At 38.9% G+C, this 13,845-nt stretch carries 11 protein-coding genes and 1 pseudogene; 9 read left to right on the top strand and 3 right to left on the bottom strand.

Features of this window, described 5'->3' with window-relative positions; genetic code table 11:
* The 3 genes and pseudogenes from AC1DSB_RS05635 to AC1DSB_RS05625 all read left to right on the top strand — a co-directional run.
* Window positions 1–560: pseudogene (locus AC1DSB_RS05635) on the top strand (excinuclease ABC subunit UvrA); the annotation flags it as partial.
* Between the two features lie 396 nt (window positions 561–956).
* Window positions 957–2,450 (top strand): malate dehydrogenase (quinone), encoded by a 1,494-nt coding sequence (gene mqo / locus AC1DSB_RS05630; RefSeq protein ID WP_477586042.1) that lies wholly within the window; start codon window positions 957–959, stop codon window positions 2,448–2,450.
* A 516-nt stretch (window positions 2,451–2,966) separates the two neighbouring features.
* Window positions 2,967–4,358, top strand: a complete 1,392-nt coding sequence (locus tag AC1DSB_RS05625; RefSeq protein ID WP_477531145.1) for an amino acid permease — start codon at window positions 2,967–2,969, stop codon at window positions 4,356–4,358.
* Window positions 4,359–4,461: 103 nt separating this feature from the next.
* On the opposite strand, the gene AC1DSB_RS05620 is transcribed toward AC1DSB_RS05625, so the two are convergent.
* The 3 genes from AC1DSB_RS05620 to pgeF all read right to left on the bottom strand — a co-directional run bounded on the left by AC1DSB_RS05620 (window position 4,462) and on the right by pgeF (window position 7,208).
* Window positions 4,462–5,016: an ECF transporter S component gene (locus AC1DSB_RS05620; protein WP_477586040.1), complete on the bottom strand. Its 555-nt coding sequence runs from the start codon at window positions 5,014–5,016 to the stop codon at window positions 4,462–4,464.
* Window positions 5,017–5,248: 232 nt separating this feature from the next.
* Complete coding sequence (locus tag AC1DSB_RS05615; RefSeq protein ID WP_477531143.1) at window positions 5,249–5,740, bottom strand: hypothetical protein; 492 nt, start codon at window positions 5,738–5,740, stop codon at window positions 5,249–5,251.
* A 694-nt stretch (window positions 5,741–6,434) separates the two neighbouring features.
* Complete coding sequence (gene pgeF / locus AC1DSB_RS05610) at window positions 6,435–7,208, bottom strand: peptidoglycan editing factor PgeF (protein ID WP_477531142.1); 774 nt, start codon at window positions 7,206–7,208, stop codon at window positions 6,435–6,437.
* A gap of 205 nt (window positions 7,209–7,413) precedes the next feature.
* Here pgeF and AC1DSB_RS05605 point away from each other — a divergent pair, with 205 nt between their 5' ends.
* From AC1DSB_RS05605 to AC1DSB_RS05580, 6 genes are all read left to right on the top strand, one after another.
* A complete protein-coding gene (locus AC1DSB_RS05605) occupies window positions 7,414–8,463 on the top strand; it encodes an LLM class flavin-dependent oxidoreductase (protein WP_477531141.1) in 1,050 nt (349 codons plus the stop codon).
* A gap of 233 nt (window positions 8,464–8,696) precedes the next feature.
* Complete coding sequence (locus AC1DSB_RS05600; protein ID WP_477586038.1) at window positions 8,697–8,822, top strand: hypothetical protein; 126 nt, start codon at window positions 8,697–8,699, stop codon at window positions 8,820–8,822.
* A gap of 1,183 nt (window positions 8,823–10,005) precedes the next feature.
* Complete coding sequence (locus AC1DSB_RS05595) at window positions 10,006–11,193, top strand: NupC/NupG family nucleoside CNT transporter (RefSeq protein ID WP_477531139.1); 1,188 nt, start codon at window positions 10,006–10,008, stop codon at window positions 11,191–11,193.
* Between the two features lie 129 nt (window positions 11,194–11,322).
* On the top strand, window positions 11,323–12,705 hold the full coding sequence (locus tag AC1DSB_RS05590) for an MATE family efflux transporter (RefSeq protein WP_477531138.1): 1,383 nt from the start codon (window positions 11,323–11,325) through the stop codon (window positions 12,703–12,705).
* Between the two features lie 138 nt (window positions 12,706–12,843).
* Window positions 12,844–13,623, top strand: a complete 780-nt coding sequence (locus AC1DSB_RS05585; RefSeq protein ID WP_477531137.1) for a hypothetical protein — start codon at window positions 12,844–12,846, stop codon at window positions 13,621–13,623.
* 27 nt (window positions 13,624–13,650) lie between these two features.
* Window positions 13,651–13,845 (top strand): hypothetical protein (locus AC1DSB_RS05580; RefSeq protein ID WP_477586036.1); only part of this gene is annotated, 195 nt, incomplete at its 3' end.

Below are 13,845 nucleotides of genomic sequence, written 5' to 3'. Positions count from 1 at the left end.
AACAGGCAAGCTTTATTGACTACGAGATCGTTTTACAGAATGCTTTCCCATTCTGGGACAGTATTGGAAGCAAAATCGAAGCAATAAGCTGTAAAAACCAGATCACAATCTGTGATTTCGCCAATATTACCGAAACGAGAGAAACCATTATCGATAAGTATTTCACCAATGGAAAATATAAAAAGCTAACTTATGTGTACGAAGCGTTTGGATACAAAAAAATTGTTACCCAAATCAATAAAGTTAAAGCAAGTCATAAATGTCCATTCTGTGCAGGGAAGAAAGTCATTTCCGAAGATGGTCTTCATGACGGCGTGTATAAATTGTCGGTGCCCTGTGTGAGTTGCCATGCTAGTGGTATCAATAATGAAGGTCGGAAGGAAATCATCGAAGGCTTCGACGTACAAACCTGGCTGACCGGTAAAGTAAGGGATGTAGTGGCTGGATTGCTTACAGAGGGTGTTGCAGATATACCCATTTTCAATCGTATTCGTGAGTTGGATAAACAAGATATGATTTCCGTTTATCAAAGTCTTGAGCAAAATAATCTTTCAAAATGAGGTAACTTAAACTTGAAGTTAAATCAAAAAAGAAGGAGAATGCTTGTTATACGAAGCGTTCTCCCTTTTTTGTGTCATATAGAATGAAAAGATTTAAGTCGCTGTAAATCACTATAATTAACTATATAAAATAGATTTTTTTCAGTGCAGCACACACTGGAATGTTCCGTAGCCTTATGGAAGGACTTCTCACTGTTAACCTGCTTTTATTTAGCTTATAATTATTAGGTAATAGTTGAGTTGATATATTAATGTTTAAATAATTGTATTACACTATAATATGGATATATTTTAAACAGAAAAGGTGTGTGACTAGGTCTCGCCTTGGCTTATTATGCTTTCTAAGCAAGAGCGCCTACATTCTTTCTGCAATTTTAGGGACTAAGGATGGTAAAAATGAACATGAGAGAAACTAATACAGACGTTATCTTAATTGGTGCCGGAGTCATGAGTGCCACTTTAGGGACACTTTTGAAAGAATTAGCGCCGGAATTGAAAATTACAGTGATTGAGAAGCTCGACAATGCAGGAGAAGAAAGCTCGAACGAATGGAATAATGCAGGAACAGGTCATGCGGCCCTGTGTGAGCTTAACTATACAACTGAAAAACCAGACGGATCTATTGATATTAGCAAAGCGATTAAAATAAATGAACAGTTTCGGCTGTCCACGCAGTTTTGGTCACATCTTGTAAAAAACGGGTTGATAAATAATCCAGAAGACTTTATCATGCCATTGCCTCATATGAGTATGGTACAAGGGGAACAAAATGTGGCGTTCTTAAAGAAACGTTTTGAAGCGCTATCAAAAAATCCGCTGTTCCAAGGAATGGAATTTTCTGATGACCCAGCAAAACTGATGGAATGGATTCCGCTCATTATGCAAGACCGTCCTTCGAATGAAGTCATAGCTGCAACAAAAATCGACTCTGGAACGGATGTTAACTTTGGTGCTTTAACGCGCATGTTGTTTGACCACTTACAGAATAAGAACGTCCGTATCAAATATAACCACAATGTTGATAATTTGTACCAAAATGGCGATGGTTCATGGGAATTAAAAGTGAGTAATGTCTACAGCGGTATCGTGGAACACCATACTGCAAAATTTGTCTTTATCGGAGGCGGAGGCGGAAGCGTGCATTTACTGCAAAAATCCGGCATTCCTGAAGGARGACAAATTGGAGGATTCCCAGTAAGCGGAATCTTCATGGTGTGTAATAATCCAGAAGTTATTGCTCAAAATCATGCAAAAGTATACGGAAAAGCTAAAGTTGGTGCTCCACCAATGTCTGTTCCGCATCTTGATACACGATTTATTGACAATAAAAAATCGTTGCTATTTGGACCATTTGCCGGCTTCTCACCTAAGTTCTTAAAAACCGGTTCAAATTTGGATCTAGTGACCTCTGTAAAACCGAATAATATCTTAACCATGTTGGCGGCAGGCGCAAAAGAAATGTCATTGACAAAATACCTGATTCAGCAAGTTATGTTATCGAAAGAACAGCGTATGGATGAGTTACGAGAGTTTATCCCGAACGCCAAGAGCGAGGATTGGGATTTAGTTGTAGCTGGTCAACGTGTACAAGTGATCAAAGATACTTCTGAAGGCAAAGGAACGCTTCAATTTGGTACGGAAGTTGTTAGTGCTGCTGATGGCTCGATTGCAGCATTACTAGGGGCTTCTCCCGGTGCTTCTACGGCAGTTCACGTTATGCTCGAAGTAATTAAAAAATGCTTCCCGCAACATATGGAAGAATGGGAACCAAAAATCAAAGAAATGATTCCTTCTTATGGCGTGTCACTAATGGAAAATCCAGAGCTTCTGAACGAAATAAATATTTCAATAGCAGAGAAGCTTGGTCTAAGTGAAAAAGAACAAGTCTAAAGTTAATTTTAGATATGGAATTTTCATACTTTCTTTAAAATAGCATTTAAAAACAATAAAAAAGGGGAAGGCTTGATATACTAAGCCTTCCCCTTTTTTATTTTAGCTAAAATAACTACAATGATTCCGACAACTCTGGAGCTATGTCTGTTTACTGAAAGTGAAATTCAATATAGTTTTTCAGTTTGATTTTTTATCCAATAAAGAAAAGATATATATCGAGGGAAAGAATACAATAGAAAGAATCCCTATAATATTATTACTATTTCGAAATAAAAATTATTTTAATTCTAACATAGTTACTGTTGTATAAATAATCGAAAAATACTGATTATACCAGTGTTTTCCTGAAAAATACATTTGTATTCTGTCGGATAATTTATTATTATAAGACAAGTAAATTACTTTTAAAATATATTGAAAGTGACGCTCCCTTCATCATTTTAATACCGAATATAGATATTAGTAGCTTGCTGGTAATTGAAGCAATTTTATAGTCTAAGAGGAGGAAATGAAATGTCAAACAAAGAATTAAAGAGAGGCTTGGAAGCGCGTCATATTCAGATGATTGCTTTGGGCGGTACAATTGGTGTTGGTTTATTTATGGGTTCAGCCAGCACAATTAAATGGACGGGTCCGTCTGTAATGCTTGCTTATGCAATCACAGGAATTTTTATCTTTTTCATAATGCGTGCAATGGGAGAAATGTTATATTTAGAGCCAAGTACAGGTTCATATGCGACATTTGGCCATAAATACATTCATCCCTTAGCGGGGTATATGACGGCATGGAGTAACTGGTTCCAGTGGGTAATTGTTGGGATGTCAGAAATTATAGCTGTTGGGGCATACATGAAGTACTGGTTCCCAGACCTGCCTGCTTGGATACCAGGTCTTATCGCAATAGTGATTCTGGGTGCAGCTAACTTAGTTTCTGTTAAAGTATTTGGTGAATTTGAATTTTGGTTTGCGATGATTAAAATCGTTACAATTGTATTGATGATTATTGCTGGGTTTGGCCTTATTTTCTTCGGATTTGGTAATGGAGGAAATGCAATCGGATTATCTAACCTTTGGGAACATGGCGGCTTCTTTACAGGTGGCTGGACAGGCTTCTTCTTTGCGCTATCACTAGTTATTGGGGCTTATCAAGGTGTCGAACTAATTGGGATTACAGCTGGTGAAGCGAAAAATCCGCAAAAAACATTAACGAGAGCCATTCAAAGTCTTATTTGGCGTATTTTAATTTTCTACATTGGTGCGATTTTTGTTATAGTAACAGTTTATCCTTGGGATCAGCTGAGTTCGATTGGTAGCCCATTTGTAGCAACTTTTGCGAAAGTGGGTATTACAGCCGCCGCCGGACTTATTAACTTTGTCGTCATCACAGCGGCGTTGTCAGGCTGTAACAGTGGTATTTATAGTGCAGGACGTATGCTTTATACATTAGGGATAAATGGACAAGCACCAAAGTTCTTTACAAAACTAACTCGTAATGGAGTGCCTATATTTAGTTTGCTTGGTGTAATGCTTGGTTTAATAGTTGGCGTTGTGCTAAGTTACATTGCACCAGAAAATTTATTTGTATATGTATACAGTGCAAGTGTACTGCCTGGTATGATTCCGTGGTTTGTCATTCTAATTAGTCAAATTCAATTCCGAAAAAGAAAAGGGGCTGAAATGGATAATCATCCATTCAAAATGCCTTTTGCACCGGTGACAAACTACATTACCATCGCCTTTTTAATTATAGTTTTAGTTGGCATGTGGTTTAATGAGGAYACACGGATGTCGCTTATTGCAGGTATTGTGTTCTTATTTCTTGTTGTCATTAGTTTTTACGCTTTTCGAATCGGCAAGCGTGTTCCAATAGATACTCAAAATGATGATCAAGTGACTAACCGATAATTCACTTTCTAAAAAACAATAGTAAAGGGGAAGGCTTGATATACTTAGCCTTCCCCTTTTTTTAGGTTATATAAAAATTGGTATATGGTGTTTAACAATAGTACTACTTAAAAAAAGGAACCTTTTTCAGTGCAATAGCTACAGGAATGGCTACAATGATCCCGACAACATTTTGAACGATGTTTCCAGGAATAGAGGCCACAGGTGCAATCCAGTTACCATATAGAACCCCTTCACAAAGGTAATAAACCGCTAACATCACAGGAATAGAAACAATAGTAGCGAGTAGATTGAAAGCAACGCTGCTGCCATTGCTGCCATTGCGGCCATTCGACCAAGCGATTTTTCCAACTATATATCCTTGTAATCCGCGAGCCACAATGGTGAAGGGTGCCCACAATGTATAACTAGAGACTAAATCGAATAACCCCATCCCAACAGCACCAGCGATGGCTGCTTTTTTAGGACCAAATAAGATGGAGGCAATGAAGAGCATAGCTGTTCCAAGATGAACTAAACCGCCATTCGCCGTAATCGGTAGTTTGATAYTTAATAAGAGTGTAGCAACGAATACAAGTGCAATTAACATAGACGTTAAAATTAAATCAAATGTGCGTGTGCGTGAGATTGAGCTTGAATAACTTTGTGTATTTTGCATAGTTTAACCCTTCTTTGCGTTTTTTTGAATTCACTGATAAYAGTAGCAAAGGGCTGGACTATTTAAAAGTATCAGTTTATAGCAAAATGTAGGGGTCAGATTAAGGTACTACCGGCATACAAAAAAACGGAAGAAAAAATCTCCCGTCTTTTTTACCTCTTATATTATTTCGATGAACCCTACCATAAACGATAAAATAAAAATCGCAAGTTCCATGCGGATTCCTTTAAATTCAACACCAAACAATAATTCCATATGGCGTGGTCTGTGCCGGAATGCTTCTCGTAGTTGGACCATAGATGACAATCAGGTTTCGGTTCGTAATACTCCGTGTGAATGGTTGCCCATTCCTAGATATAATCGGAGTATAAGGAGTAAGATTTAATTTTAATTGTCCATCCTTGCTTTCCAATTGGCTATTGAAGTAATCGACTTTCACATCTTGATAAGGATTATCTTTCACGATGATAAGTGCCCGGTATTGCGGTGGATAAATGAGAGGAACAGGGGCATTTCCATCATAGTACCCGGTTACCCGGTCTCCCACAGCGACCATCTCCGAGTTAACAAAATAAGTGGTCGGCGATACCACGAAATTTACTGAAGCTCCAGCACCATTATCTACTGACATCAACGTATAGCAACCTTCTCCTTCACCATTTGCTCCTATCATGAAATCACTGATTTCCGTGACCGTTCCCTGGAAAGATAAAAAATTGACCAAATTTGTACCTCCGTCGTTATGAAATTATCTCTTATGCTATGCGTACACTTGTCGGTGTGTGAAATGTATTTTTATTCCATTTTGAAAAATGGGAATTAAATGACTGTCAAACAAGATGAATTTCCATTGAAATAGGAGTATTAAGCAAGGTTGAGCTGTAACAATAAGAAAGCACATCAACTTTTTAATGTTGATGTGCTTAGAATGTAGACAAAAAATAAAAAGAGTGAATATAACTGTATACTAATGAAAAAGTGCCTATGCAAGAAAATATTGATTTCCATTGCGGCGGACGCGTTTCGCGGGCACGGCTTCAGTCTCCTCGTCACTACGTTCCTGCGGGGTCTTCAGCTCGTGCTGTTCCCGCTGAAGTCGCCGCCTCCACTCCAATCAACAGATATAGCTTCTGTAAGCGTGTTTCTGCAAAATATTTAAGTTGGAAGGTGGTTGGCTATTTCTGAAGACACCTGCGGAAAAACGAAACAAGCTAGACCCCGCAGGCTCAGCTGTCATAGACAGCTAAGCCGAGGAGGCTAGCGTTTCGTCCGCGGAAAGCGAAAGAAATAGCCGACCACAATCTTTTTCGATAGAGTGCAAAAAATAAGAACTCAATTTTTATACTTTTATATTGATCAATATTCTTTTGTCAACAAGCTGAGCACATCAACTTTTTAATGTTGATGTGCTTTTAAAATTATTCCGGGTCATTCCCTTTTTTCATAATAAAGCTCAAATGTCTTCCGCTTTGTTTGTCTTGGCGATAAGAGAAGCCATCCGGACTAACAAACGTGCACGTACGGTCAATCGTAATTTGCTCTGACGGGATGCCAGCTAATTCACATTGTTTTTTCACGGTCAACTGATTGTCAATGTGATACTTGTGAGTTTGATCATTGTAATACATAAAATCATCGGCGTAGCCAAGGTCTTTGAATTTTACATACACATTTTCATCAACTTCAAATTTTTCCTGGCTCAGCGCTGCACCAATCTGGACATGTAAATCACTTGGGTTACAACGTTCAACTTGATTTAAATGCTCAAAAAGTTTTAATGAGATTTCTTTGACGGTACCTTGCCAGCCGGAATGAATAACGCCTATCAGGCCAGTCACTTCATTGTAAAAAATCACAGGGACACAATCAGCTGTGAAGCTACTTAGCAAGATATTAGGCTCATACGTATACAGGGCATCTGTATCCGCAATGGCTGTATCAACCTGTTTCGCGCCGCGTCCTTTATCATCAAGCGTTACCCGATGGAAATTCGCACTATGTGTCTGATTCGCACAAACGAAATTATCCAGTTCGCAATGTAAGAAGGCAGCTAATTTCTTGCGGTTTTCTACTATATCAGCCGTGGATTCACAGGCGTGGAGAGCCATATTGTTGTATTCCAGTTCGACTTCATTTTTCATGGTCATTCCTGCAATGAATTTTTCATTGTTTAAGTATATGTTTGATTTCATATCATCACCTGATTTTACTATATAGCAGTGAATTACTAATGTATAGGACAGTATAAGTATGGTTTTTCCTAAGTAGGATATTGACATTTACGTGTATCTGAAAGAAATTCCTCGAAAGGAAAATATCTCGAAAATGAAGTATATTAAAGAAAATATAAAATTTATTCATTTGAGAAAACGGTGAATTATATAGGAGGTCTTGTTAATGGAGATAGGAATCAGCACGTTTGTAGAAACAACACCTGATGTTAAAACCGGTAAAGTAATCAGCCACGCACAACGGTTGCGTGAAGTCGTGGAGGAAATTGTGTTTGCCGATCAAGTTGGATTGGATGTATTTGGGGTTGGAGAGCATCATCGTCATGATTTTGCGGCCTCTTCTCCAGCAGTAGTGTTGGCAGCTGCAGCATCACAGACAAAGAGAATCCGATTGACGAGTGCGGTCACTGTGCTTTCATCTGCAGATCCAGTCCGGGTATTCCAGGACTTTGCCACACTTGATGGTATCTCGAATGGGCGTGCGGAAATTATGGCTGGACGGGGTTCTTTTATCGAATCCTTTCCGCTGTTTGGCTATGATTTAGAGGACTATCACGAACTGTTTGAAGAAAAGTTGGACTTGCTGCTGAAATTACAGAAGTCCGAAATCGTGTCATGGTCTGGAAAGCATCGCCCAGCCATTGATAATGTTGGTATATATCCGCGTCCTGTTCAAGATCCTTTGCCTATATGGATTGGCAGTGGGGGTAATAGTGAATCAGTCGTCCGCGCAGGACTTTTGGGACTGCCACTGGTTTTGGCAATAATAGGAGGACGCCCCGTGCAGTTTGCCCCACTTGTTCAGCTCTATAAACAAGCGGCGGCTAAGGCAGGTCATGACGTATCAAAATTACCGATTGCCTCCCATTCACACGGGTTTATTGCAGAGGATAATGAGACGGCAGCAGATAAATTTTTCCCACCGACCCAGCAAGTCATGAACGTCCTTGGACGGGAGAGAGGCTGGGGTCATTACGACCGTGCGGCATTCGATGCAGCCAGGAGTTTTAAAGGGGCATTGTATGTAGGGGATTCGGAAACCGTTGCCCAAAAGATCATACACCTGCGTAAAAATGTAGGGATTACACGCTTTATGCTACATGTACCCGTTGGGACGATGCCTCATGCTGATGTGATGAAGGCCATTGAACTGTTAGGAACGGAAGTGGCACCGATCGTTCGGGAAGAAGTCACCAAATGGGAAGACACACAGTAAGCATCTATTGCTACAGATTCATGGTCTAGAGAATATTTGTTTATGTCCTTTGTGTACGAAATCATCATATAAATAAATTAAAAAGGCAGTAATATACAGGATTCAGAACAATCCTTGTATATTACGGCCTTAAAAAGTTGCCTAAATTCACTTTGAAAGTCTAACCGCTTTTGCATTATGGATTAGTGTCGAATTTTCTTCTTATTTCGTTTTTTCGCAGGAGTCTTCAGAAATTGCCGACCATCTTACTAATGAAATCATATGAAGAGATACGCAAACAGAAGCGAAATCCGTTGATTGGAGTGGAGGCGGCGACTTCAGCGGGAACAGCACGAGCTGAAGGCCCCGCAGGAACGTAGTGACGAGGAGACTAAAGCCGTGCCCGCGAAACGCGTCCGTCGCAAAGGAAATCAACATTGTCTTGCATACGCTCTTTTTCATTAGTATACAGTTATATTCACTCTTTTTATTTTTTGTCTACAGTCTAGACAGACTTCGTTTGCAGAAGTCTGTCTTTGGTTTTATAAAATAAATCTGTTTAATTCTTTATTAAATAATAAAGGACATAAAACCAACTAAAAAACCCGTGTACAATGGCCCAACCAATAGACTTATAAGCTGTGTACGAGATAACCATCGAAAGGCAAGTTCCAAAACCGATTCCTTTCTTTACGACATCTGCAGTTTTCTGTACCTTTGTAATTTTATTCCCCCCATATCTTCACGTTATGACAAAGTATGGGGAGTTATGCGAAATCGTTCGAACGCCTAATAAGGAGTTGCTTCCTCTGAGTTCTGGATGAGGATCATATACTGAAAATAATTGGTTGTGTCTTCTTCGATTGCTCGATCGTTAAGGAAGAAAGTTTGATTGTTAAAAAGTTAAAATCATAAAAAAAACCGAGTAATTTAAAGGTAAAATCTTGTTAACTAAGAAATATATGGAAAAATGTCAACAATCAAAGTAAAAGATGAGGCATTGGGTTTTTAAAGAGAAACAGTGTTCTGGCACCTGTTCTTTCTGCTCGGTTGTTGTCAATATGTCCATTTCCTAATTGAAACGGCAATTAAAATCAGTTAAGTATAAGTTTTCAAAATTAAAGAGAATCCAATTTGATATAGTATATTGTTTAAGTGTCTCTCTAGAGATGCTTTTTTTGTTGTCACTTTTTTATTATCGTCCGTAGCTTTGGTTTTTGGAGCACGTATATAAAACCTCTTGATTATGTTAAACATAACTCTATTCAGCGATTCGTCGTAATCCTAACGAGTGTGTAAAATGCTCTGTACCAACACTTAATTTTTTTTTAAAAAATTGTGCATTTTCAATCGTGTACCGTTTTAAGAAAACGATTTCATTTATCAATGTATTTAGTTAAAAGTATGGGAAAAGCTAAATTTTAAGGGATATCATAGGAATTGAAAATTCCATGGTGACATGGATAATCTACATTGGATATACAGTTTTTGAATAATGTCACACATTGTTTAACAAATCAGAGGATGTAAAATAATAAACTGATGAAACGGGGAGTAATCAACATGACAGGAATATTAACAGCAATCTTATCAGTTATTGTATTACTTGGAGCGGCGTTCTTAATGTCGAATGATAAGAAAAACATCAACTATAGAGCAGTAGTAATCTTGTTTGTAGCTCAGCTTGTTACAGCTTATGCCATGCTTAATACAGCAATTGGTGGACAGGTAGTAAAAGCAGTCACTGACTTTTTCGCTAAGTTGATGGTATTTGGTAATGAAGGGATCGCTTTTGTCTTTGGTGGCTTTGTGTTTGAGAATGACAGACCAGTATTCTTTATCTCGGTTTTATTGCTGATAGTATTTACATCCACTTTGCTAAGTGTATTGACTTACATCAGAATTTTACCTCTTATGATTAAGTATCTTGGAGGAGCAGTTTCTAAATTAACAGGTCTTCCTGTAATTGAATCTTTCTCTACTGTGGCCTCTTCAATCTTTGGAGATACAGGAGCTTTAATCGCAGTAAAAAACCATATTCCTAAAATGAATAAGAACAGATTATTTATTGCTACAACAGCGTCTCTGACAAGTGTATCAGCATCCATTGTAGGAGCTTATATGACGATGATACCTTCTGAATACGTACTGGTAGCTCTACCTCTTAATATAATGTCAGGATTACTACTTGCCTCTATGGTGGCTCCGGCTCAATCAGTTGAAGGTGAAGAAATAAGAGTTAAAGATATGATTAATGATAAGTCTCTATTCGAGGCAATTGGCAATGGTGCCATCGATGGGATGAAAGTTGCAGGAATTGTAGGAGCTATGCTTATTGCATACATCTCTCTTATTGCAATGGTTAACTTTGTTCTTACATCAACTATTGGTATAGACTTGACTACAATTATGGGGTTTGTATTATCACCTGTAGCTTGGTTAATGGGTGTACCAGCTAATGAAATGGTACAAGCAGGCGGTGTAATGGGAACAAAGATCATCTCTAATGAGTTTGTTGCCATGTTGGGCTTCCAAGAAATGATCCCTAACTTGTCTGCTAAAACTGTAGGCGTTGTATCAGCATTCTTAATCTCATTTGCTAACTTTAGTTCCATTGGAATCATCATCGGAACAGTACAGGCAATTGATGAAAAACAATCAGGGGTTGTAGCCAAGTTTGGCCTCAAGATGTTGTTAGTTGCTACAATGGCATCGGTACTAACAGCTACCGTCGTTGGACTATTCCTCTAACACAACTTTGCTGAAGAAATGACCTATCTGAAAAATAGTTGAGACAAGTAACCACTGTGTTACTTGTCTTTCTTTTTGTCCTAGTAATTGATAAGATAACATATTGTTACTTGGGAAGTAGGTGAAAAAATGGCAACAATTAAAGCAGAGAACAAGCCAATGGAGAAGTTGAAATTATTCAGCCTGACATGGCCTATTTTTTTAGAAATCTTTCTTTTTATGTTAATGGGAATTGTAGATACGTTCATGCTGAGTGCCCTTTCGGATGATGCCGTATCGGGAGTCGGTGCAGCAAACCAATATATACACATTGCCATTTTAGTACTCGAAGTTGTCGGAACAGGTGCTGCGATTGTGGTTTCACAATATCTCGGTTCCAAGAGGTATATCGAAGCATCAAAAATATCCGGGCTAGCCGTTACATTAAATCTTGGGATTGGTCTTGTAATAAGCGCGGGATACTTGTTGTTTGCGCGAAGCATGATGTCGGCCATGAATTTACAAGGCGAGGTATTGGTGTATGCAGAACAATATTTGTCCATTGTAGGAGGCGCAATCTTTCTTCAGGCCATCATTAATTCGTTAGCGGCCATTATACGTGTACACGGGTGGACCAAACAAACGATGTATGTGTCGTTGGGCATGAACATCATTCACGTAATCGGTAACTATTTGCTGATTTTCGGGAAATTCGGATTCCCAGAATTGGGGGTTCAAGGTGCCGCCATCTCGTCAGTCATCAGTCGATTCCTTGCACTCATTGTGTTCTTCTGGTTACTCTATCAAGTCATGGAATATCGAGTGAAATTTCACTATTACATTAACCTGTCCAAAGAATACATTGGCAAAATCCTGCACATCGGGATTCCGGCAGCGTTTGAGCAAGTCATGTATCAAGCGTGTCAAATTGTCTTCTTGTATTATGCGACTTATCTAGGAGCGGAAGCTTTAGCTGCCAGACAATATGCGATGAATATTTCCATGTTTACATTCTTATTTGCCATCGCGATTGGTATGGGAACTGCCATCATCGTTGGGCGATTGGTCGGGGCGAATGAAAAAGAAGAAGCTTATTCGCGATTATGGAAGAGTTTAAAATCAGCTCTTATCTTTACGCTATGTATGGTCATTCTTGTTATGATTTTCCGCAATCAGCTGATCGGGTTGTTTACGGATAATCCAGAAGTCATCAAAATAGCGTCCACTGTTCTGTTGCTCAGTATCCTTCTGGAAACGGGACGGACAATGAATATCGTCATCATCAATTCCTTGCGCGCTGCAGGAGATGCTAAATTCCCAGTACTAATAGGAGTCTTTTCAATGGTGTTGATGAGTTTGCCTTTAGGCTATTTCTTCGTTTTTCATTTGAATATGGGGCTGCCAGGAATTTGGTTGGCCATTGCTGCAGATGAATGGACACGAGGCATCATTATGTATTTCCGATGGAAGAGCAGGGCTTGGGAGAAATATGCCCTTGTTCCTCCTGAAGTTTCAGAGACAACACAAACGTAATATATTTATGAAGTTGACAGACTTTACGCACAATGATAATTTCAAGTTAAGAAAACTAAAGGCAATGTAACAATTGGGTTCAACCTCGCAAATACGGTGGTTGGACCCTTTTTCTATTCAAATAGGAGGAGTGCGCGATTGAGAAAACAGAAATTGTTAAGCAGATTAGATGAAATTGGTCAGAGTTTGGAATCAACGGGAGGTGCGTTGTTACTGCTTGGACTCGGTTCAGTGGGGATTGAGCTTGAGCGGCTCGATGACTATTCGGATTTGGATTTCTTCGTGATTGCAAGACCCGAGTTAAAATCCAGATTTATTGACCGTTTGGATTGGTTAGAAGCGGTTCATCCGTTAGCGTTTTCTTTTAAGAATACGAAAGACGGGCATAAAATCTTATTTGAAGACGGGATTTATGCAGAGTTTGCCATTTTTGAAGAAAAAGAAATGGACCATTTTTCGTTTTCAGAGGGACGAATTGTTTGGCAAGAGGCACATTTCATTAATAAAGGTTTGCACATACCTATCGTTCAAAATGTTTCGCCAAAAAAAGATCACTCACTGAACTATTCATTGAATGAGGCGCTAACTAATTTGTATGTGGGATTGTGCCGTTATGCAAGAGGGGAGAAACTATCTGCTTTGAAGTTTGTTCAAGGTGAGGCCATCGATAATATTCTGAATGTGCTGCATTTGATTGAACCAGAGGTAGAGTACTTTCCAGACGTATTTAGCAATGAAAGACGCTTGGAAAAAAGATTTCCACGTTTTGCACAGACGATTGGTGACATGATGCAAGGGTATCACCATGTCCCTGAATCAGCGTTGCATATATTAAAGTATTTAGAAGATGTTTTTCCTATCAATCAGAGGATGGGTGAAGAAATTAGACGTTTGGCCAATTTATGTGTAGCTGAGTGAAGATTTCAAATAGGTAAGGAGAGTAGAATGAAGGGGTTTTTAATTGGCAGTCAGATTTTTTATGTGCTGTGTCTGATTCCTTGGTTCGTGATTTGGGGCTTGTCGTTTATGAGTTTTGATAATGGGTTTAGCGTATGGAACGTTTCATTTGTTCTCGCGATTGGATTTTACCCGATAGCCGTTAGCCTCTGTTCCATTTTTTCCTGGATTCTGCATATACAG

The sequence above is a fragment of the Paenisporosarcina sp. P4_E4_2 genome (genome assembly GCF_056401595.1).
Note: the sequence above shows the minus strand (reverse complement) of the source record. Positions and strands in the feature narration are given on the sequence as shown.

Coding starts and splice junctions, on each gene's coding strand:
- pgeF (WP_477531142.1), bottom strand. CDS start 7,208: ATGAAATCAAACATATACTTAAACAATGAAAAATTCATTGCAGGAATG.
- AC1DSB_RS05605 (WP_477531141.1), top strand. CDS start 7,414: ATGGAGATAGGAATCAGCACGTTTGTAGAAACAACACCTGATGTTAAA.
- AC1DSB_RS05595 (WP_477531139.1), top strand. CDS start 10,006: ATGACAGGAATATTAACAGCAATCTTATCAGTTATTGTATTACTTGGA.
- AC1DSB_RS05590 (WP_477531138.1), top strand. CDS start 11,323: ATGGCAACAATTAAAGCAGAGAACAAGCCAATGGAGAAGTTGAAATTA.